20 protein-coding genes are annotated in these 23,135 nt (G+C 40.3%); 1 reads left to right on the top strand and 19 read right to left on the bottom strand.

The features are described from left to right. Positions 1-143: 143 nt before the first annotated feature. From dapA to dpaA, 5 genes are all read right to left on the bottom strand, one after another. Positions 144-1,022: a 4-hydroxy-tetrahydrodipicolinate synthase gene (gene dapA / locus HNR53_RS02480; protein ID WP_184522397.1), complete on the bottom strand. Its 879-nt coding sequence runs from the start codon at positions 1,020-1,022 to the stop codon at positions 144-146. Positions 1,023-1,058: 36 nt separating this feature from the next. Beyond that, a complete protein-coding gene (gene dapG / locus HNR53_RS02475; protein WP_184522395.1) occupies positions 1,059-2,282 on the bottom strand; it encodes an aspartate kinase in 1,224 nt (407 codons plus the stop codon). Positions 2,283-2,448: 166 nt separating this feature from the next. Further along, the gene (gene asd / locus HNR53_RS02470; RefSeq protein WP_184522393.1) at positions 2,449-3,498 is read right to left on the bottom strand and encodes an aspartate-semialdehyde dehydrogenase; all 1,050 of its coding nucleotides are present in this window, start codon (positions 3,496-3,498) and stop codon (positions 2,449-2,451) included. A 257-nt stretch (positions 3,499-3,755) separates the two neighbouring features. Next, positions 3,756-4,355 (bottom strand): dipicolinate synthase subunit B, encoded by a 600-nt coding sequence (gene dpaB / locus HNR53_RS02465; RefSeq protein ID WP_184522391.1) that lies wholly within the window; start codon positions 4,353-4,355, stop codon positions 3,756-3,758. After that, complete coding sequence (gene dpaA / locus HNR53_RS02460) at positions 4,352-5,254, bottom strand: dipicolinic acid synthetase subunit A (protein ID WP_184522389.1); 903 nt, start codon at positions 5,252-5,254, stop codon at positions 4,352-4,354. The genes dpaB and dpaA overlap by 4 nt, the downstream gene beginning before the upstream one ends. Before the next feature lie 300 nt (positions 5,255-5,554). Here dpaA and HNR53_RS02455 point away from each other — a divergent pair, with 300 nt between their 5' ends. Beyond that, positions 5,555-5,806, top strand: a complete 252-nt coding sequence (locus HNR53_RS02455; RefSeq protein WP_184522387.1) for a YlmC/YmxH family sporulation protein — start codon at positions 5,555-5,557, stop codon at positions 5,804-5,806. Between the two features lie 34 nt (positions 5,807-5,840). Here HNR53_RS02455 and HNR53_RS02450 read toward each other — a convergent pair whose 3' ends face one another. The 14 genes from HNR53_RS02450 to HNR53_RS02385 form a co-directional block, all read right to left on the bottom strand. After that, positions 5,841-7,076, bottom strand: coding sequence for a M16 family metallopeptidase (locus tag HNR53_RS02450; protein WP_184522385.1), 1,236 nt, complete (start codon positions 7,074-7,076; stop codon positions 5,841-5,843). Between the two features lie 112 nt (positions 7,077-7,188). Then, a complete protein-coding gene (locus tag HNR53_RS02445; RefSeq protein WP_184522383.1) occupies positions 7,189-8,175 on the bottom strand; it encodes a polysaccharide deacetylase family protein in 987 nt (328 codons plus the stop codon). Between the two features lie 167 nt (positions 8,176-8,342). Beyond that, positions 8,343-10,463, bottom strand: coding sequence for a polyribonucleotide nucleotidyltransferase (gene pnp, locus HNR53_RS02440; protein ID WP_184522381.1), 2,121 nt, complete (start codon positions 10,461-10,463; stop codon positions 8,343-8,345). A gap of 270 nt (positions 10,464-10,733) precedes the next feature. Beyond that, entirely contained in the window at positions 10,734-11,003 is a 270-nt protein-coding gene (gene rpsO / locus HNR53_RS02435) for a 30S ribosomal protein S15 (RefSeq protein WP_184522379.1), read from the bottom strand. 106 nt (positions 11,004-11,109) lie between these two features. Then, on the bottom strand, positions 11,110-12,081 hold the full coding sequence (gene ribF, locus HNR53_RS02430) for a bifunctional riboflavin kinase/FAD synthetase (protein WP_184522377.1): 972 nt from the start codon (positions 12,079-12,081) through the stop codon (positions 11,110-11,112). Between the two features lie 34 nt (positions 12,082-12,115). Continuing rightward, entirely contained in the window at positions 12,116-13,033 is a 918-nt protein-coding gene (gene truB, locus HNR53_RS02425; protein ID WP_184522374.1) for a tRNA pseudouridine(55) synthase TruB, read from the bottom strand. A gap of 149 nt (positions 13,034-13,182) precedes the next feature. Beyond that, a complete protein-coding gene (rbfA, locus tag HNR53_RS02420) occupies positions 13,183-13,554 on the bottom strand; it encodes a 30S ribosome-binding factor RbfA (protein ID WP_184522372.1) in 372 nt (123 codons plus the stop codon). A 25-nt stretch (positions 13,555-13,579) separates the two neighbouring features. Further along, complete coding sequence (locus HNR53_RS02415) at positions 13,580-13,861, bottom strand: DUF503 domain-containing protein (protein ID WP_184522370.1); 282 nt, start codon at positions 13,859-13,861, stop codon at positions 13,580-13,582. Beyond that, a complete protein-coding gene (gene infB, locus HNR53_RS02410) occupies positions 13,858-16,068 on the bottom strand; it encodes a translation initiation factor IF-2 (protein WP_184522368.1) in 2,211 nt (736 codons plus the stop codon). The genes HNR53_RS02415 and infB overlap by 4 nt, the downstream gene beginning before the upstream one ends. A 19-nt stretch (positions 16,069-16,087) precedes the next feature. Continuing rightward, the gene (locus HNR53_RS02405; RefSeq protein ID WP_184522366.1) at positions 16,088-16,390 is read right to left on the bottom strand and encodes a YlxQ family RNA-binding protein; all 303 of its coding nucleotides are present in this window, start codon (positions 16,388-16,390) and stop codon (positions 16,088-16,090) included. Further along, complete coding sequence (gene rnpM / locus HNR53_RS02400) at positions 16,387-16,671, bottom strand: RNase P modulator RnpM (RefSeq protein WP_184522364.1); 285 nt, start codon at positions 16,669-16,671, stop codon at positions 16,387-16,389. Before rnpM ends, HNR53_RS02405 begins: the two co-directional genes overlap by 4 nt. 20 nt (positions 16,672-16,691) lie before the next feature. Next, positions 16,692-17,822: a transcription termination factor NusA gene (gene nusA, locus HNR53_RS02395; protein ID WP_184522362.1), complete on the bottom strand. Its 1,131-nt coding sequence runs from the start codon at positions 17,820-17,822 to the stop codon at positions 16,692-16,694. A gap of 37 nt (positions 17,823-17,859) precedes the next feature. Continuing rightward, positions 17,860-18,330, bottom strand: a complete 471-nt coding sequence (gene rimP / locus HNR53_RS02390; RefSeq protein ID WP_184522359.1) for a ribosome maturation factor RimP — start codon at positions 18,328-18,330, stop codon at positions 17,860-17,862. A gap of 321 nt (positions 18,331-18,651) precedes the next feature. Beyond that, positions 18,652-22,971, bottom strand: a complete 4,320-nt coding sequence (locus tag HNR53_RS02385) for a PolC-type DNA polymerase III (RefSeq protein ID WP_184522357.1) — start codon at positions 22,969-22,971, stop codon at positions 18,652-18,654. Between the last annotated feature and the right edge of the window lie 164 nt (positions 22,972-23,135).

Genomic DNA, 23,135 nt, shown 5'->3' with positions numbered 1-23,135 from the left:
CCTCCTATGTGATATTAAGCCGATCGAGATCAGATATTTCCATTATACTTGAAATCCAAAACCCTTTACAACATTGAAATACGAAAGGGGTTCGTTTACTGTAAAATAAAAACCAGCTGGCTGGCAGCCAACTGGTTTTTATTTTACTGATTTTCCTTCGTTAATAAATCAAATAGACGAGTTCTTTCCTGCTCAGTCAAAGGGACAAGCGGAAGACGTACAGAACCCACATTCAGTCCTTTCAGCTGTAAAGCCGTTTTGACTGGTACAGGGCTTGGAGCTTTAAATAACCCCTCCATTATCGGCAAAAGCTGCTGATGCAGTTTGGCTGCATATGGCAAATTACCAGAGAGGAAAGCAGAGACCATTTCCTGCATTTCATTGCCAATGACATGCGAAGCGACCGAAACTACCCCAGCGCCGCCAATCGCCAAAACAGGAATGGTGAAGGAATCATCACCGCTGTATAAGTAGAAATCATCCGGCGTATTAGCGATAATTTTTGCCATCGCATTTAAATTTCCGCTTGCTTCCTTAACGGCAACAATATTATCAATATCAGCTAAACGAATAACTGTATCAGGATCAATATTGACTGCTGATCTTCCAGGAATATTATAAACCATGACAGGTAGTGCCGTACTTTCAGCAATTGCTTTAAAATGCTGATATAAGCCTTCCTGATTTGGCTTATTATAATAAGGTGCAACCAGCATAATCGCGTCCACACCGAGCTGCTCCGCTTTTTTTGTTAGTTCTTTCGATTCATAGGTGTTATAATTCCCCGTTCCGGCAATGACTGAAACTCTTTTATCCACTACTTTTACCACATGCTCAAATAAGGCTAGTTTCTCTTCTTTTGATAATGTGGGAGATTCCCCCGTTGTACCTGCCACTACAAGAGATTCCGTTCCATTTGCCAGCAGATAATTCACTAGTTGTGTTGTTTTAGGAAAATCAATATGGCCTTTACTATCAAAAGGGGTTACCATTGCTGTAGATATTCTGCCAAAAATACCCATAATCTCACTCCTCTCGAATCGTTACATGGATCCGAATTATTGACTCTCTTTTTCAAGTTCAAACGCATCATGCAATGAATTGACGGCAGTTATCAAATCAGCCTGCTTGACAAGCACCCAAATCGTTGTATGACTATCAGCTGATTGCAGAATTCGTATTCCTTTTTCAGATAAGGCAGCAACAATTTTAGACGTTACACCGGGTACGCCCGCCATACCGGCTCCAACTACTGATACCTTTGCACAATCACGTTCAAGAACCGGTTCATGGCCAAGCTCATGAAGGACAGAAAGTGCTTTATCCGTCATTTCAGCTGTGACTGTGTATACAACCTGATTCGGCGAGATATTAATAAAGTCGACGCTGATATTTTCATTAGCCATCCCTTTAAATACCTCTGTCTGTAAATCATACTGGCCTTTTTTAGCAAAAACTTTAATTTGTGTGATATTTGATAGATGAGCGATCCCAGTCACCATCCGCTCAGCAATCATCCTGCTGCCCATTTCCAGGGATTCCATCGTCACTAATGTACCTAAATGATCTGAGTAAGTTGAACGAATTCTAATCGGCACTTTAGCCTGCATCGCAATTTCTACAGCACGAGGGTGGATGACTTTTGCCCCCTGATAAGCCATATTACAAACCTCAGTGTAGGTTATGACGGATAGGGGCCGTGCATTTTCCGCTATGCGCGGATCTGCTGTCATGATTCCATCAACATCTGTGAAAATATCAATAAAATCAGCATTTAATGCAGCTCCAAGCGCAGAGGCAGATGTGTCACTCCCGCCTCTGCCAATGGTTGTTACATCCCCTGCTCTCGTTTGCCCCTGGAAGCCGGCTACTACGACAACATCATAGTCCGAAAGCTCATACAAAAGACGATCACACTTCATTTCAATAATTTTGGCATTTGTATGATCGTTATTGGTTATAAACCCAGCTTGCGCCCCAGTCATTGCTGTTGCGCGAATGCCGCTTTCAAGCAGCATATTTGTGAATACCAGACTTGAAATGATTTCACCGCATGAGAGCAGTAAGTCAGTTTCCCTTTTACTTATTCGTTTTTCTTTTCCATTGACTAATGACAGAAGGGTGTCGGTTGCATATGGTTCCCCTTTCCGCCCCATAGCAGAAACAACAACAACCACCTTATAGCCTTCATTCAATGCAGATTGAACATGTTTTTTTGCATGCTGGCGGCCTTTTTCATCACGAACGGAAGTTCCGCCAAATTTTTGGACGATCATTTTCATCGTAACACCTCGAAAATCCATTTACAAAATGGACTTTTTTGAATCGCTTTACCCAATTCTATTTTTATTACGATTATATGCTAAAAACACTGATTCCATTTGTTCAAGTTCGTCCTAATTTGCCTAAAAGAAAAATTACCTGCTATTATTTTAAGATCCAAAACGATTATTTTACTAAGCCGAGTTTAATTAAGCTTTCTGCAATTTGTACAGAGTTCCATGCTGCACCTTTTAATAAGTTGTCAGATACAATCCATAAGTGGAAGCCTTTTTCAACATCTAAATCTTTACGGATACGACCGACAAATACATCGTTAGAGCCGACACAATCTGCTGGCATTGGATAAACCTGATTAGCTGGATCATCTTGCAGCACAACGCCAGGAGCATCTTTTAACAGCTCTTTCAAATCTGCGGCAGTAACGCCTTCAGTACCAATTTCAATATAAACAGATTCAGCGTGACCGACAGCAACCGGAATCCGTACGCATGTTGCAGCTACACTTAACTCAGGCTCATGCATAATTTTTTTTGTTTCATTAATCATTTTCATTTCTTCATAAGTAAATCCATTTTCTGTAAATACATCGATTTGCGGAATCGCATTAAAAGCAATTTGATAATGTTTTTTATCGCTTCTTACCGGCAGTACTGCTGGCTCAAATGGTTCATTATTAATGATTGCTTTCGTTTGTTCCGTTAACTCTTCAATGGCAACAGCGCCTGATCCTGAAACGGCTTGATAAGTAGAGACAAGCACTTTATCTAAACCATATTTTTTACGGATAGGTTCAAGTGCAACGACCATTTGAATTGTCGAACAGTTTGGATTCGCAATAATGCCGTTATGCTTTAGTAAATCATCTTCATTCACTTCTGGTACAACAAGCGGAGTATTTTCATCCATACGGAATGCGCTTGTATTATCCACGACGATTGCACCGTGTTCTACTGCGGCTGGGGCAAGAGCTTTTGAAACACCGCCTCCTGCACTGAATAAGGCAATGTCTACGCCTTTAAAGCTTTCTGGTGTTGCTTCTTGAACTGTATACTCAGTGCCATTTACTTCTACCTTGTTACCTGCAGAGCGTGCAGAAGACAAAAGGGTTAATTGAGAGATTGGAAATTTTCTGTTTTCCAGTGTTTGAATAATTTGTTGTCCTACTGCTCCTGTTGCTCCAACTACTGCTACATGAAATCCTTTTTCCTGTGTCATTCTGTGGTCCCCTTCCAATCAGTAAAAAAATTATACTATTTTTCTGGAAAATAATTTTGACAGCTGATGCTTATCGAAATTATAAGAAAATGAAACATGATGTTCTCATCTTATAATGGATTTTATCGATGAATGAGCAATGCTCTTTAATTGCCGTCATAAGTAAGCAGGCGAATAATAGAATTCGCCACTTTAATTATTTTAACATTTATTTTATCATAAACCACTATGAAAGAAGTATACTTTTATGGGAAAAACTAATTTCCATCTTTATATCTTTCTACTAGAACAGGCTGGAGCTGTTTCCCCAGTAAAGCAGCTTCGATTGTTTCGGAGAGCATCGGCATTCTGGCCACCATGGAATTTGGTTTTTTAATCGGATCATCCTGACCAAAAGGAATGAAATAAATATTCTTCGTTGCCATCAGTCTCATGATATTGACACCATTTAAACCTAATGCATCGTTTGTTGAAATGCCCAGGACAACAGGCTTTTGATTTCGAAGTGTTGCTTTTGCGGCCATTAATACAGGCGAATCTGTCATCGCATTCGCAAACTTGCTGATGGTATTACCTGTAATAGGTGAAATGACCATGCAATCAAGTGGAATTTTGGGTCCTAAAGGTTCTGCATCCACAATCGTAGCAATCGCTTTATGTCCGGTCAGTATTTCAATTTTTTCTACCCAATCTTCTCCTCTGCCGAAACGAGTTTCTGTATTCTTTACGGTATAGGTGACAACCGGCAATACTTCTACACCAGCCTGAACTAATTTTTCTATTTCGGGATAGACAGCGTCATACGTACAATGGGACCCTGTTAATCCAAATCCGATACGTTTACCCATTAAACTCATGCTTTTGACTCCTTTCGACGATCAAAATCTCCTTGTAACAATTGGGAAAGAACGTTGGCAATAATATTGCCAGCTGTTTTTGGGGCAACAATCCCCGGGAGGCTTGGCGCCAGCAAAGCCTTTACACCTCTTTTTTCTGCATAACGAAAATCGGTGCCGCCCGGCTTCGAGGCCAGATCGATAATCAGAGTATGTGCGGGCATTTTTGAGATCACCGCTGCTGTGACAATATGATGTGGAATCGTATTAATACAAATATCAATATCTTTTACCCAGTTTGTTAGTTCATCTAAATGAAATGGGGTCAGCCCCATTTCTGTAATACGGGCGAAATGCTCTGTTTTTCTCGCACCGACTGTTACTTTAGCTCCCAGAGCAGCAAAGGTTCTTGCCACACTCATTCCCACTCTGCCTAAACCTAATACCATCACATTCGAACCATGTATCGTGAAATCCGTATGCTGAATCGCCAGCATAATGGTACCTTCTACTGTAGGAATTGAATTATAGATGGCTACATCATCCCGATTAAAGATGGGAACAAGACGCCGATTGCTCCTTTCCACGATCCCGTTTAAATATGGATTGGAAATACCGGTGTATACCACACAATGTGATGGTGTTTGAGCAATCAATTCTTCCAGAAGAAATACTTTCTCATTTGAAAATACCGTATCAACTTGACCTTCAAGACTAGTGCCGGAGACTGGCAAGATCAGACTATCTATATGCGAGAAATCCACCTCTGAAATTTTTACTTTTGCAGCCCCTGTAAAAGCATGGTCCAGCTGCTCAAAACCAATTAAAGAGAGCTTTGCATCCAGCTCAGTTAATTTTCGAATGATTTCGAGCTGTCTCGCATCACCGCCAATAACTGCAATTTGCATATCTGTCAGCATGAAATATTCACCTTCTTTTATTTGTAGCTAAGCTCAAATTCGTACTGAATAATAATTGAAATGATTTCAGCAGCATGAAAAAGCAAAGAATCTGCTATATCACTTATTTCTTTCTTTGCAAGGTTTACTGTGAATACTACTTCAACATCATATGTCACGGGTGCCTAATCGGTGACGCCTTCCTTACTCCTCATCTAAGGAATGACATTCAGACGGAAGCAAGTAAAAATGAACTGCTTAGTCTAAAAGAATATATTTGCCAGTAAGATGGTAATGAGGACATGATTAGGAGGTGTTTTAGTGAGGTTAAGTGAATTAAGCGGAAAAGAAATTGTGGATATTAATAAAGCAGAGCGGCTCGGCGTTTTAGGACAAACTGATCTTGAAATTAATGTGAATAACGGGCAAATTGAAGCCATGCTCATTCCAACATTAAGATGGTTTGGAATAAAAAAACAGGGAGGTGATATTCGGGTCGAGTGGGAGCAAATTAAGAAAATTGGTCAGGATATGATTATCATAGATGTGAAGGTACAGGGTGATAGTGAATAAGACATAAAAAAATGCCGGGTTTCCCGGCATTTTTCTACAATCCTTTTGGAAGTTCTCCATCGGGACTAATTAATGAAACTGAATATTTATCATTAAATACAGCTGCAGCCATTTGGTCAACACTCTCTTTTGTTACCGAATCAATTTGCTCGACCATTTCATCAAGTGATTTATGCCTTGAAAGCAGAAGTTCATTTTTTCCATTACGGCTCATACGGCTGTTTGTACTTTCCAGACTCAGCATTAAGCTTCCTTTTAACTGTTCTTTACTATTCTTTAATTCCTTTTCCGTGATTCCATCTCTCTTTAAGATAGATAGTGTTTCCTGAACCGTTTCAAACAGTAAATCAAGCTGACTGGCTCCCGTACCCCCATATATCGTTACGATGCCGCTGTCTTCAAATGCGGAGTGGTACGAAAATACGGAATATGCCAGACCTTTTTGTTCACGGACATCCTGAAACAGCCGGCTCGACATACTGCCGCCTAAAATATTGTTTAATAAAATAAGACTGTATATATCTTCATGTCCTACTTTGAGACCTTCAAAGCCGAGACAAAGATGAGCCTGTTCTGTTTCCTTTTTCCGGGCAATTTGATTCATATGGAAATCAGGTGTAGATTCCACCGATTCTCTTTTACCGCCCTCATAGGACCCAAATAACTTTTCCACCTCTTTAATGAACGTATCAGAAATATTCCCAGCCACGGAAATCACAACATGTTCAGGTGTATACATATTATGCATATACTCTTTCAATGTATTGCCTGTAAAAGTGGACAAGGTGTCTTCTGTACCCAATATTGGATAGCCTAGGGAATGATTTTCATAAATTGCCTTGCTTAATAAATCATGAACGATATCGTCCGGAGTATCTTCATACATTTTTATTTCTTCGTATACGACCTTTTTTTCTTTTACTAATTCTTCTTCTACAAATGTAGAATGAAAGAACATGTCTGCTAAAACTTCCAGGGCAAACTGGGCATGGTTATCCAGAACCTTTGCATAATAACAGGTATATTCCTTTGAAGTAAAAGCGTTTACTTGACCGCCAATGCTATCGAATGATTCGGCAATTTCACGGGCCGATTTTGTTTTCGTCCCTTTAAAAAACATGTGTTCTAAGAAGTGAGAAATACCGTTATTTTCCGGTGTTTCATTTCTTGACCCTGTACCTATCCATACTCCTATTGCCACGGAACGAACAGTAGGAATATTTTCAAGTACAACTCTTACTCCATTCTGGCATGTATATTTCTTTATCAATTAAACTCCTCCAATACTAAAACCAAGTAACAAATAAAATGCTATGTGAAAATAGTATATACTATTGCTAGTATTTTTTCCAAAATCAAGACTTATTACCAGAAAAGTTCTTTTATTGATGAGGTTTTTCTGGATTGTATACTTTTGCTTGCGCTGCCGTCACTCTGTCTTCCTTTACCAATTCAGAAATGGTACCGATTTGCAGCCCTTTTGCTTTAATTTGCCCAATAAGCTGTTCCAACGATTTTGCTGTGGGTTCTGTTGGATGCATAAGGATGATGGCTCCATTATGAATCTTACTCATTACACGGTCAATTAATACATCCGGAGTTGGTCTTTGCCAGTCGATCGTATCCACACTCCACATAATCGTACCCAACTTCTCTTCAGCGGCAATTTGGACTACCTCATTTTTATAACTGCCGCTCGGAGGCGCCATCCACCGGACGCGCTCTCCTGTGGTTGCTTCTATCACTTCATTGGTTTTCACCATTTCCTGTCTTATTTGAGCTGAGGTCAGATTCTGCATATTCGGATGGGTGTAGGAGTGGTTTCCTGCTTCATGCCCCGCATCTGTGATCATTTTTGCCAATTCGGGATTTTTTTTCACCCACCGTCCTTCAAGGAAAAAGGTGGCATGTATATGATGCCTTTTTAAAGTTGCAAGCATATCAGATAAATATTCGTTTCCCCATGCAACATTTATAATCAAACTAACCATTGGTTTATCAGGATTTCCTTTATAAATCGCAGCTGGCGGAAGATCTGCTAAATGCTTTCGCGGTTTAACCTGGCGAAACTCAAGCTTTCGTTCATCAAATTTGCCGTTTTTCTTCATTTTCTCATAGGAAGCCTCTATATCGACTGCCTGTCCATTGTATCCGGGTATTGCCTTCCATACCGGGTCAATTTTAGCATCTGAAGGCGGTATCTCATAGGTTTCTGCCTGTTGTTCTATTTCCATGTAAAGTGAATCATGCTTCTTTGCTACCTCTACAGTATTTCCTTTCATTTCAGTAATAAATTCATTGGTAAACCGATTATTTGTCATGATAAAAGCAATTAAAAAAATAACGCAAAGGGATATTATTTTTTTCATGAGTCCTGCCTCCTCTCATATAAATTATGAAAGATTCGGACAATGTAGAACGAACAAAGGGTACACAAACTTGTAATCTCCTGCTCTTGACGGTGGAAGTAACACAAAAATAGTCAGGGGGTTCCTTCCCGCTGACTACTCTTTTCACTATATTGTGGAACTGCCTGTTATTCTTGGCTGTTTTCCTGATGCTGACGCTGCTCTTTTAGAACAGCTTTACGAGATAAATTGACACGGCCTTGTTTATCAATTTCAATCACTTTAACAAGCATTTCATCGCCTATTTTCACAACATCTTCCACTTTGCCAACACGCTCTTCGGCAAGCTCGGAAATATGAACCAAACCATCTTTTCCGTTGAAGATCTCAACAAATGCACCGAATTTTTCAATTCGTTTTACCTTTCCAAGATAAAGCTGGCCTACGACCACTTCACGGACAATATCTTCAATAATATGTTTTGCTTTTTGGTTCATTTCTTCATCAACAGATGAAATAAATACTGTTCCATCCTGTTCGATATCAATTTTCACGCCTGTTTCATCAATAATTTTATTAATTTGTTTTCCACTCGGTCCAATGACATCGCGGATTTTGTCCGGATTAATGGTCATCGTTAAAATTTTTGGAGCAAATACTGATAGATGCTCACGCGGCTGACCTATTGTAGCCATCATGGAGTCTAAAATTTGCATCCGGCCTTTCTTAGCTTGCTGCAAAGCTTCTTCTAAAATCTCACGCGATAAGCCTTCAATTTTAATATCCATTTGCAGAGCCGTTACACCTTTAGCAGTACCAGCCACTTTGAAGTCCATATCGCCTAAATGGTCTTCCATTCCCTGAATATCAGTTAAAATCGTATAATAGTCACCGGATTTAACTAATCCCATGGCAATACCGGCAACAGGAGCTTTAATTGGCACTCCCGCATCCATCATCGCCAATGTACCTGCACAAATACTCGCTTGTGAAGTAGAACCATTAGATTCCAATACTTCAGCAACAAGACGAATCGTATATGGGAAATCCTTTTCATCTGGAACAACGGCTGAAAGCGCCCGTTCCCCAAGGGCTCCATGTCCAATTTCACGACGACCCGGTCCCCGAATTGGTCCTGTTTCCCCAACACTAAAATGCGGGAAGTTATAATGGTGCATAAAACGTTTTGATTCTTCTATTCCGAGACCATCCAAAATTTGAACATCTCCAAGCGCGCCTAACGTACAAATAGACAGAGCTTGTGTTTGTCCACGTGTGAATAGGCCTGAACCATGTGTACGTGGAAGCAAACTGACTTCAGAAGATAAAGGTCTAATTTCATCAGGATTACGGCCATCAGGACGTACCTTTTCCTCTGTGATTAAGCGGCGTACTTCCGCTTTCACTAATTTATTTAAAATCTCTTTTACATTCTTCATTGTTTCTTCATCTGTTTCTTGTGCTTCATAGTGAGCTAAAACGGTATTCTTTACTTCTGTGATAGCATCCTCGCGTGCATGCTTTTCTTGAACTTGAACTGCTTTGTTCAAATCAGCCAGACACATTGATTTCACTTCTGACTCAAGTTCAGAATCAACCTGATACAAAGTTACTGCCATTTTTTCCTTACCAATTTCAGCTGCAATTTTTTCTTGGAAAGCAATAAGCTTCTTGATTTCCTCGTGACCAAACATAATCGCTTCAAGCATAACTTCCTCTGGAACTTCCTCTGCTCCTGCTTCAACCATGTTTATGGCATCTTTATTCCCTGCAACCGTTAAATCAATGTCACTATGTTCCATTTGTGCAACAGTCGGATTGATCACGAATTGCCCATCAATACGGCCAACAACAACACCAGCAATAGGACCGCCAAATGGAATATCTGAAACGGATAATGCTAACGATGTTCCTAACATGGCCGCCATCTCGGAAGAACAATCCTGTTCTACACTCATAACCATGCTGATACATTGGACGTCATTACGGAATCCATCTGGAAACATAGGACGAATTGGACGGTCAATTAAACGGCTTGCTAAAATAGCCTTTTCACTTGGACGCCCTTCCCTTTTAATAAATCCGCCTGGTATTTTCCCAACAGCATATAACTTTTCTTCATAGTTTACCGTTAACGGAAAGAAATCAACATTCTTTGGTTCCTTTGAAGCTGTTGCCGTACTTAAAACAACCGTATCACCGTATCGAACTAAAACAGCACCGTTCGCTTGTTTTGCTAATTGTCCTACCTCAACAGTTAATTTACGGCCAGCCCAGTCAACAGAATATTCATGTTTATCTTGTCCCATTCATTTAAAACCCCTCTCTACCTATTAAAACTTTAGAGGTACTGCGAAACCATTTTTATTGATCCGCACATACTGATTCTATATAAAAGCATACATATGCTAATTATCATCTATATTCCTACTTATAGTATGTACCATTTTCTGAATTTTAAGCTTAACTTCCCCGTTCGCATATTAATGAGGCAGCACTTCAAAAAATGGGTCGATTTGTTTTGTATGTATATATTTTTATGCTAATAAAAAAGCGGGAAAAATCCCGCTTTCTTACGATTATCGACGTAAACCAAGTCTGTTGATTAATACACGGTAACGTTGAACGTCTTTATTACGTAGATACGTTAATAAGTTACGACGTTTCCCTACCATTTTCAAAAGACCACGGCGTGAGTGATGATCTTTCTTATGAACACGTAAGTGATCATTTAAATTGTTAATGTTTTCAGTAAGGACAGCGATTTGAACTTCTGGTGATCCTGTATCACCTTCATGAGTTTGATACTCTTGGATAAGTTCATTTTTACGTTCTTGAGTGATTGCCATCCGTTTCACCTCCTAATAATTAAAATCCCCTGTTACTGAGCATGCGTCGGTGAGTCGCTCTGCCAAGCAAAGGTTCATTTTTGTACGATAATAAGAATACAACTTTTTACGATAAAATGCAAGTATCAATATGTTTTTCTGGATTATGAAAAAATGAAATAGCATTTTGCTTATCTTTCTCAATCTGTGAGGTCAGTTCTTCAATCCCCGAGAACCTCTTTTCACTTCTGAGCCGCAAATACCACTCAACTGTCACAATTTCTCCGTAAATATCGCCTTTGAAATCAAAAAGAAAAACTTCAACTGTTGGTCTGCCTTTTTGCTCTTTATGGAAAGTTGGTTTATAACCAACATTACAAACTCCCTGATAAGTTTTATTTGCAACAGTCATTTTTACCGCATAAACTCCGGTAGGGGGCAGCATACTTTCATCTGCTGCTTCTATATTAGCGGTTGGAAAACCAATCGTTCTTCCCCTTTTCTCACCATGAACCACCTTGCCCGTTGTTTTAAATACTCGGCCAAGCATTTTTGGAAGAAGCTCCATCCTGCCTTTGCGGATATTTTCTCTGATCAAGGTAGAACTAATTTTTTCCTCGCCTATTTGCAGCTTTTCAATTACAGAGAAAGAAAATTGCTGTCTTGAATGAAATGGTAAAGTTTCCATCTTGCCCTTTCCCATTCGTCCGTAAGAATAATCAAAGCCTGCAGCAACATGCCTTACATTTAAACCAATCAAGTATTGATCGACGAATTCCTGAGGCAGCAGGTTAGCAAACTCCTCTGTAAAGCGAACAATATAAAAATAGTCAATCCCCAGACTATCGATAATCTGAATCTTGTCTTCCAGCGAAGAAATATGCTCAACTCTATCAGTCTTGCCTAGAACAACAGAAGGATGTGGATGAAACGACATGACAGCGCTTTTTATTCCCATTTCCTCAGCTGCCTTTTTGGCCCCATTTATCACTTTCTGATGGCCTAAATGAACACCGTCAAAATAGCCAAGGGCCATAGCCACCGGAGGGAGTTCTTCACGTTTCATATGGTGCGGATGGTCTATGTAAAGTACTTCCACAGTATTTCTCACCTTTTCTTCAACAGCATTTTACTTACCCGATGGTTCTTAGCACCTTTAATGGTTTCATCATCCCTTCTTTTTCCGAGTGATGAACATATATCGCTAAGACCATTCCATCAGTTGTTTCCACCGCGATAGGATTCTCTTCATTTATTAATGATTGCGGAATTGGTAAAACTGCTCCATTTTTGACTTTCTCCGCTATTTTATCATTTATCACGTATTTCGGCAAATAAGCCAATGCTGATTCAATCGGTCTTAGAATCTCCTGAATTGTGCCATTTTCCATTCTCATTTCAACTTCTTCCAGTGTCAAACAATCGGATAAGGTATAGTCAGCTGATTGAATTCGGATTAAGTCAGACATATGCGCCGGAAATCCAAGCCTCTCTCCCATCATAACAGCAAGCGTCCGAATATATGTCCCTTTGCCGCACGTTACCCGGAAGCGGAATGAGATCGTTTCACCGGAAAAATCCAAGCGGTCATCCAGCAGTTCAATCGAATAGATATTGACAAGCCGTGTCGGCCGTTCGACTTCAATTCCTTTTCTGGCATATTCATAAAGCCTTTTGCCATTTACTTTGACTGCAGAGAACATGGGCGGTGTCTGACTGATCGATCCGGTTAATTCCTTAAGAACCTGTTCAATTTCCTGTCTTGGGATGATTCGCTCAATCGTTTTTCTTTCAACCACTTCACCAGATGCATCTTCCGTATGGGTAGAGTAACCGAGAGTTACCTCTCCTTCATAGGATTTCCCGGCATCTGTTATAAACTCCGCGACCTTTGTGGCACGTCCAATGCAGATAGGAAGTACACCGGAAACATCCGGATCCAATGTCCCGGTATGACCAATTTTTTTCGTTTTCAATATTTTCCGCAGTTTAAAGACACAATCATGTGAGGTCATCCCTTTTTCTTTGAAAAGTGGCAGTATCCCTTCCATTTCACATTTCCTTTCATTTATTATCAAGTTTTTTTCTTCATTATGTAATGGTTCAGCAATTAAATGATTTACCTGTAATTAGCTTAAACGCTCTCCTTAAAAAAATGGATAGACATTCGTCTATCCATTCATGTCATTCTGATATGGGATTACACTTTATCATCCTGCTGGTTGTCTTTTTCTTCTTTATGAATTTGATGAAGCAGTGATTCGATTCTGTTTCCGTAATCAACAGATTCATCAAATTCAAATATAATTTCCGGTGTTTTACGCAAGCGAATGCGTTGTCCAATTTCAGAGCGAATAAATCCCTTTGCTTTAGCCAGACCTATCAGCGTATTTTCCCTTTGTTTCTCATCTCCAAGTACGGAAATATACACAGTTGCTTGTTGCAGGTCTCCGGTTACTTGTACATCGGTAACCGTTACAAACCCAATACGCGGGTCTTTAATTTTACGCCCGATAATTTCACCGAGTTCCTTTTTCATTTGTTCTCCCACACGATTTGCTCTAACACTCATCTTCTCACCTCGTTCAATAAAGCCATTAAAGATATTCTATATCGGTGATCGTCCGCTCTATTTCCGGGAACGAATCAAGATATTTTAGGGCATGCTGCAATTCACTTTCAGCCGGAACACGTGCCGATGCGACGACAACAATAGCGATCTTTGTTCTCTGCCACGTATCCTGAAAATCAACTTCTGCTACCGATACATTGAATTTTCGCTTTAAGCGTGTCATGATCCGCTGCAGCACGGCCCTTTTATCCTTTAAGGATTGAGATTCGTAAATCATACATTCACAGGCTGCTAAGCCAACGATCATGTACGTTCCACTTCTTCCATAATATATGCCTCTATAATATCGCCTTCTTTGACGTCATTATAGTTTTTAATGGTTATCCCGCACTCATACCCCTGGCTTACTTCTTTCGCGTCATCTTTAAAACGTTTTAATGCGTCAATTTCACCTTCAAAAATGACGACACCATCACGGATAAGGCGAACGCCGCTGTCACGGGTAATTTTTCCATCCGTTACATAGCTTCCAGCAATCGTTCCAACTTTTGATACTTTAAATGTTTGGCGAACTTCAGCCTGACCAATAATTTTTTCTTCAAATTCAGGATCAAGCATCCCTTTCATCGCCGCTTCAATTTCATCAATCGCTTTATAAATAATACGGTGTAGACGGATATCCACATCTTCAGTTTCTGCAGCCCGTTTCGCATTATTGTCAGGGCGGACATTAAATCCGATTACAATCGCATTAGAGGCTGCTGCAAGAGTGATATCTGACTCATTTATGGCGCCAACGGCTGAGTGAATAATTTTAATATTAACGCCCTCTACATCAATTTTTTTCAGAGATGCAGCAAGTGCTTCAGCTGACCCTTGTACATCAGCCTTAATAATAATATTCAGATCCTTCATTTCACCTTGTTTCATATGCTCAAACAAGTTTTCCAGGCTGACTCTTGTATTCGCACTACGCTGCGCCTGCAATGCTTGGGAAGCTCTTGCCTCGCCGACATGACGGGCTGTTTTTTCATCATCAAAGACAACAAACCGGTCTCCTGCGTGCGGTACATCATTTAATCCCGTGATTTCAACAGGAGTAGATGGACCGGCTTCCTTTACACGGCGGCCGAGGTCATTCACCATGGCACGGACGCGTCCAAATGTACCTCCGACTACAATCGGATCGCCTACTCTTAGTGTTCCATTTTGCACAAGTAATGTAGCTACTGAACCACGGCCTTTATCTAATTGAGCTTCAATAACGGTTCCAACAGCTTTTCGTTTAGGGTTCGCTTTATATTCTTCCACTTCACCTACGAGCAGGATCATTTCAAGCAGATTATCAATACCTTCTCCATTTTTAGCAGAAAGCTGTACAAAAATAGTATCTCCACCCCATGCTTCAGGAACCAATCCGTGTTCTGTTAATTCCTGCATAACGCGATCAGGGTTTGCTGCTGGTTTATCTATTTTATTCACGGCAACAATAATTGGCACTTCTGCAGCCTTCGCATGGTTAATTGCTTCAACTGTTTGCGGCATTACACCGTCATCAGCTGCAACGACAAGAATGGTAATATCCGTGATCTTTGCACCTCTAGCACGCATTGTCGTAAAAGCGGCGTGTCCAGGCGTATCGAGGAAAGTGATTTTTTTGCCATTTTCAACAACCTGATAGGCACCGATGTGCTGTGTAATCCCGCCAGCTTCACCAGCCGTTACCTTTGTGTGGCGGATCGAATCCAATAAAGTTGTTTTCCCATGGTCAACGTGTCCCATAATGGTGACAACAGAAGGTCTTTCGACTAATTCTGCTTCATCATCCTGAGTAAAATATACTTCTAGATCTGTCGCATCAATCTTTATTTCTTCCTCTACTTCTACTCCGTATTCGCCGGCGATCAACTCAATTGCATCTTTATCTAAATCTTGGTTAATGGTAGCCATAACGCCGAGTAAAAATAGCTTCTTGATGATTTCAGATGGCTCACGATGTAATTTTTTTGCCAATTCTGCCACTGTTAAAGATTCACTAAATGTGATTTTCGCAGGCAATTCCTTCTCTTTTTTCTTAACCGGCTGCACTTGCTGCTGCGGTTTTTTATGGTCTTTATTTTTATTTCTGTTTTGGTTATTGCCAGTGTTTTTACCTTTATTTTTATTAAAGCCGCCCTTTTGGTTCGACTGGTTTGGTACATGCTTTTTAGGGGCTGGTTTAGCACCTTTAGCACGTACATCAATATCATTATCCCCATTATTGTTATGTGTTACAGGGGACTTTGTATTGATTGCTACTGCCTTCTTTTCATTTGTCTTTTCTTGTGTCTTCTGATTGCCAGCCTTATTATCTTCTTTGTTTTTAAATATTCCGTCCAATTTTACAACCGCATCCTCTTCTATCATTGTCATATGGTTTGAAACTTCAATATTCATATCTTTTAATTTATTTATAACTTCTTTACTCGATATGTTTTTCTTCTTTGCATATTCATAAACACGCATTTTACTCATATATTCACCCCCGCTGAAATTAATCGAGCAGCGTCATCATTTTTTTAGCAAACCCTGTATCCAATACCGCCACAACTACCCGTGCATCTTTCCCTATCGCATGTCCAAGAATATCACGGCTTTCTACGATTTTGACGGGTACCCCATACGATTTACACTTATCACAAATCTTTTTGGTTGTATTGGAAGAGGCGTCCGCTGATAATAAAATAAGCTTTGCCTTCCCGTTTCTAATTTCCTTCAGGGTCAGCTCCTCGCCCGATATTGTTTTTCGTGCTCGATTAGCTAAGCCAAGCAATGAAATCCATTGATTTTCCTTCATTGAGATAATCGATTCTCCTTTTCGATTAACTGCAGGAGTTCCTCATAGATAGAATCATCAATTGAAACCTGCAAATGGCTGGATAAAACATTTTTCTTTTTTGCCAACAGGACCGTATCTTTGTCCAGTGTGAGGTAGGCACCACGTCCTGATTTTTTACCAGTTACATCAACTGATACTTCCCCTTCCTTTGAGCGAACGATGCGAATGAGTTCCTTTTTTGGCTTCATTTCACCTGTCACAACGCATTTTCGCATAGGGACTTTTCTGCGATTATTCATCATCATCCCTCCAAAAGAATTTAATCTATATCTTCAAATATTGACATTTCTGAATCTTCTTCCACATCTTCTTGTGAAAGACTTAGCAGTGTCTCTTCACGCGGATAGATACCTGCAGCGCGTGCATCCGTTTCGGATTTGATATCAATTTTCCAACCAGTTAATTTTGCCGCTAAACGGGCATTTTGACCGCGTTTACCAATGGCTAAGGATAATTGAAAATCTGGTACAATGACGGTTGTCGCCTTTTCTTCCTCATGAACAATGACATCAAGAACCTTTGACGGACTTAACGCATTGGCTACAAATACGACAGGATCTTGAGACCATTTGACGATATCAATTTTTTCCCCTTTTAGTTCATTTACAATAGCCTGAACCCGGGTTCCTTTAGGACCGACGCATGCTCCGACCGGATCGACTTCCTGGTTATCTGAGTGAACAGATATTTTTGAACGATCGCCTGCTTCGCGTGCCACCGATTTAATTTCTACCGTGCCGTCATAAATTTCCGGAACTTCTATTTCAAATAACCGCTTTAAAAGACCTGGATGTGTACGCGAAACATAGATTTGCGGTCCTTTTGTTGTTTTCTCCACCTTAGTTAAAAAGACTTTAATCCGATCATGAGGCTTATATCTTTCATTTGGCATTTGCTCGTTGCTTGGAAGAATGGCTTCTATTTTGCCCAAGCTTACATAAATAAATTTAGGATCGGTCCGCTGAACAATACCCGTCATAATATCTTCTTCACGATCAATAAATTCAGAATAAATAATTCCCCGTTCTGCTTCACGAACTCTTTGCGTAACAACCTGTTTAGCTGTCTGGGCCGCTATCCGGCCGAAATCCTTTGGCGTTACTTCAAGTTCCACAATATCATTGATTTGATAATTTGGGTTGATTTTGAGGGCATCTTCAAGAGAAATTTCAAGTCGTGGATCAAATACTTCGTCTACAACCTCTTTACGGGCAAATACCCTCATTGTTCCATTACCTAAATGGATATCAATACGGACATTTTGTGCCTGATTAAAGTTGCGGCGATAGGCCGAGATCAATGCGGCTTCAATCGCTTCAATGATGATGTCCCGAGAAATGCCTTTTTCTTTTTCTAGTAATACCAGAGCATCTAATAATTCACTGCTCATGAGAATGTATCCCCCTTTTTAACGGTCCTTACAATTATTAAGAGAACGTAACTGCAAGTCTTGCCTTTGCTATCTTTTCATATGGAATATTGATTATTTTCTTTCTTGTTTTCACTTTTATTTCTAGTGTTACATTTTCTCCATCGAAGGCTGTTAGAATTCCTTCAAATGCTTTTTCTCCATCGATGGGTTCATACGTTTTCATATAAACATTTTTTCCAATTGCTTTTTCAATATCGGCTGGCTTTTTCAGAGGACGTTCAGCACCGGGTGAGGATACTTCAAGAAAATAATTATGCTCAATCGGATCTGCTTCATCCAGTTTTTCACTTAGTCTTTCACTTACCGAACCGCATTCCTCAATATCAACGCCGCCTTCTTTGTCGATAAAAACACGAAGAAACCAGTCTCTTCCTTCTTTGACATATTCAATATCAACCAGTTCAAGTCCTAAATCCTCGATAATCGGACTAGCAAGCTGGCTTACAATTTCTGTCACTTTGCTCACAGTTTCCCTCCTTTACCTGCCACTCATCACAGCAATGGATGAATATAGAAAACTCCTGTATATCGCTTGCGCCATCTAAGAATGGCTTGGAGCACAGGAGTTACAAGAATCAATCGTATTGTTTACAGCAAGACCGATTCAAAAGATTATTAGAACCCTTCGCAAAAAAATACATACACAATACGAAAGAGTGGGTTTCCCCACTCTTAGTTACCAAAGTTATCCTTAGTATTTCCACTAAAACTATAACATAACCAAAAACTTAATGCAAACGGAGAAAAGCGGAAGCGGCTTGACTTCAGCCGGCAAATTTGAACCTGATTAGAATAAGGACAATTGGTTTTGATCCGGAAGTGATTCAAGGCAGCCCTGGCTGTCCAAATATTCTAGAATCGTCTTCGAAACCTTTCCTCTTTGCTGCAGGTCTTCTTTTGAAAGAAATTCGCCGTCTTTACGGGCCTTTACAATATTAAAGGCTGCGTTTGTCCCAAGTCCGGGAATGGCATTAAATGGCGGAATTAACGATTTGCCGTCAATAATAAATTCATTCGCACTAGAGTGGTATAAATCAATTTTTTTAAAAGAAAAGCCTCTTTCTGTCATTTCTAAAGCAAGCTCTAATACAGTCAGAAGGTTCTTCTCTTTCGTTGAGGCATCAAGACCCTTGCCATTAATCTCATCTATTATCGCCCGAATCGCTGCCGGTCCCTTAACCATTGCTTCGACATCAAAATCCTCTGCGCGGACTGTAAAGTAAGCCGCGTAATACCAAAGCGGGTGATGCACTTTAAAATAAGCAATCCGGACAGCCATTAAAACATAGGCTGCAGCGTGCGCTTTCGGGAACATATATTTAATCTTCTTGCATGAATCAATGTACCATTCCGGTACTTCATTTTTACGCATTTCCTCTTCCATTTCATCTGTCAAGCCTTTCCCTTTACGGACAGATTCCATGATTTTGAATGCAAATGAAGATTCGAGGCCTTGGTAAATTAAATAGACCATAATATCGTCCCGGCAGCCGATTACTTCTTTCAGTGTACAAATATTATTTTGAATCAGTTCTTGGGCATTTCCGAGCCATACGTCCGTTCCGTGGGAAAGACCGGAAATTTGCAGCAGCTCTGAGAAAGTTGTCGGTTTCGTATCTTCAAGCATTTGCCGCACAAATCGGGTACCAAATTCAGGTATACCTAATGTTCCAGTTTTACAATTAATTTGTTCTTCCGTTACACCAAGCGGCTCCGTACTGGTAAATATTTTCATTACTTCGCGGTCATCGACCGGAATGGTCTTTGGATCAATTCCGCTCAAATCCTGAAGCATCCTAATCACGGTCGGATCATCGTGTCCAAGTATATCAAGTTTCAGGACATTATCATGGATGGAATGGAAATCAAAATGGGTTGTCCGCCATTCAGAGTTTCGATCATCTGCCGGAAACTGTATCGGAGAAAAATCATATACATCCATATAATCCGGAATAACGATGATGCCGCCCGGGTGCTGCCCTGTTGTCCGTTTTACACCCGTACAACCGGTAGCAAGCCGCTCAACTTCGGCACCACGGAATTGAAGATTATTATCATTCTGATAGGCTTTTACATAACCAAAAGCGGTTTTGTCGGCAACCGTACCGATCGTACCGGCACGATACACATTATCTTCACCGAATAATACTTTCGTATAATCATGGGCACGTGCCTGATATTCACCGGAGAAATTCAAGTCAATATCGGGGACCTTATCACCTTTAAAGCCCAGGAAGGTTTCAAACGGAATATCATGACCATCCTTTTTATATTGAGTCCCGCATTTTGGACAATCTTTATTCGGCAAATCGAAACCAGAACCTACCGAACCATCATTGAAAAATTCGGAGTGTTTACATTCCGGGCAAACATAATGCGGCGGCAATGGATTGACTTCTGTTATTTCCGTCATTGTCGCAACAAATGACGATCCTACCGAGCCCCGCGAACCAACAAGATATCCGTCATCAAGTGATTTTTTCACTAGTTTATGGGAAATCAAGTAAATCACAGAGAATCCATTCCCAATAATACTCGCTAGTTCTTTTTCTAAGCGTGCCTCAACAATTTCCGGAAGCGGGTCGCCGTAAATTTTCCGTGCCATGGTGTAGCTTAAATTTCGCATTTCATCCTCGGCACCTTCAATTTTTGGTGTATACAGATCATCTTTAATCGGTTTTATTTCGTCAACCATATCAGCAATTTTATTTGTATTATCCACGACGATCTCTTTTGCCTTTTCCTTGCCTAAAAAGGCGAACGCATCAAGCATTTCATTTGTTGTTCTAAAATGAACATCCGGCAGTTCATGACGGTTTAATGGATTTGCTCCACCCTGTGAATTAATCAGGATTTTTCGGTAAATTTTATCATTTGGATTCAGGTAATGAACATTCCCTGTTGCCACAACCGGTATGTTTAATTTTTCACCAAGTTTGACAATGTTCCCGATAATTTCCTCTAAAGCCTTTTCATCTTTAATAAGCTCCATCTCTATTAAAGGCCGATAAACTTCCTTCGGGTGAACCTCAAGATAATCGTAAAATTCAGCAACCTTCTCCACTTCATCAGGGGATTTCTGCATCATTCCTTCGAATACCTCTCCCTTATCACAAGCAGACCCGACAATAATTCCTTCACGGTATTTCTGCAGAATGGAGCGTGGGATTCTCGGAACACGGTAAAAATACTGGATATGGGCAATAGATACGAGCTTAAAGAGATTTTTTAATCCTGTATCATTTTGTGCCATCAAAATACAATGGCGCGGTCTTGCCCGCTGGTAAGCATTCCCTTTCCCCATATTATCATTTAGCTGGTCATGGAACTCGACCCCTTTTTCATTTGCATCTTTTAACATTTTGAGAAGAATATAGCCGGTTGCCTCAGCATCATAAATCGCGCGGTGATGCTGGGTCAATTCAACATTCAACTTTTTCGCCAATGTATTTAAACGATGGTTCTTCATTTCCGGATAAAGAAAACGCCCTAATTCCAAGGTATCAATGACGGGGTTAGCAGCTTTTGGCAGTCCAATACTCTTGTAACCAACATTTAAAAAGCCCATATCAAATGAAGCATTATGTGCCACAAGCACAGCATCCCCGGTCCAGGTATGGAATCTTTTTAAAACAGCTTCTACTTCCGGTGCATTTACCAGCAGGTCATCGGTAATTCCAGTCAGATTAATAATCGTAGCTGAAAGTGGATGATGCGGATTGGCAAATGATTCAAATCTGTCGACTATCTCGCCATTGTGGATTTTGACTGCAGCGAGTTCAATAACTGTATCGTAAACGGCAGATAGTCCTGTTGTTTCGACGTCAAATACAACAAATGTATCATCTTCCAATTTTCGATGGGCTGAATGATAGGCAATGGGCACACCGTCATCGACTAAATTCGCTTCTACCCCATATAAGATTTTAATATCATTCTTTTTACCGGCTCCAAATGCTTCCGGGAATGATTGGGCCCCGGCATGGTCCGTAACGGCAATGGCTTTATGCCCCCATTTTTTCGCCTGACTGATAAGTGCGCTGACAGGAGTAACGGCATCCATTTGACTCATTGGTGTATGAAGATGAAGTTCAACTCGCTTTTCTTCTTCTGGTGCTGTATCTTTTCTGCTCGGCGGAGTGATTTCATTGATGTCATTTCCAATCATAACGAGATCACGAACAAACGTATCGTTTTGAATGCTTCCACGTACCTTTAACCACATTCCTTTTTTCACCAGACCAAAAAGAGCGGCATCTTCTTTATCCCGTGAAAACATTTTGACCATAATGGAACTCGTATAGTCTGTGATCTTAAAAGTTAATAGTGTCCGGCCGCTGCGCAGCTCCTTTGTCTCCGCAGAAAATACATATCCTTCGATTGCAATGCGGCGCTCTTCATCAACAATCTCTTCCAGCCTTTTGAATTCAACATCATCACGGATCGTTAAACCAATCATTAGCGGACCGCTATATTCCACACCTTCGACCGCTTCCTTCTCTTCTTTTTTCTGCATATCCATGAGTGCCTGCAACCCGCGTTCTGCATCTTCTTTTTGTTTCGCTTTGATAAATTCCTCATATTGCTCATTCGCTGCTTCAGTTGAAATTTCTGTATCAAACATCAATTGCGGAAAACCATATTCCGTAAATACTTGCGAAATCAGACTGGTGTATTTCTTCTTAATAGACATACTTTCCATTTCATTGCGTACCTTAATCTGCAATTTATTTCCCTGCAATGACGGAATTTGTTCATTTAGTAGCTTTAGAACCGGCGGTGAAATGCCGTCTATTTCCTGAATACAAGTCTGCCAATATTCGGCAATAAGCTTTTCAGTATAGTGTGTATCAAGTACCCGGATTGAAAACGATGTTTGCGCAATATAGGAAAAAGTTTTCTCTAATTGGTCACTCAATGCGCGAAAAACTTTGTAAGGCAGGATTTTTTCAAATAAAAAGTGAAAATGCCATTTTCTAGCCTTCTTTTCAATGACCAGTTTTTCAATTTGGGCATTGGAAAAATACGGCATAATGGCATCTTCAGTAAGCTGCAGTTGTTGGAGTAAGAGCTGAAATCGCTCAATTCTGCCAGAATCCATGCTCATGTATCTACCTCTCTCCTCCGTTTAAAATCTATCTATATCTTTCATTCATATTTTATCTTCACTCTCGTATTATAACATATAAGTTTAAGGTGAACAGGTATTTCCATATTTATGAATGACAGCGTAAAAAGGGCTGTCCTCTTGATTGGACCTCCCCTTTTACA

The sequence above is a fragment of the Bacillus benzoevorans genome (assembly GCF_014207535.1).
Lineage (GTDB): Bacteria > Bacillota > Bacilli > Bacillales > Cytobacillaceae > Bacillus_BD > Bacillus_BD benzoevorans.
The sequence above is the reverse complement of the archived record's forward strand: the minus strand, read 5'-3'. Positions and strand labels throughout refer to the sequence as shown.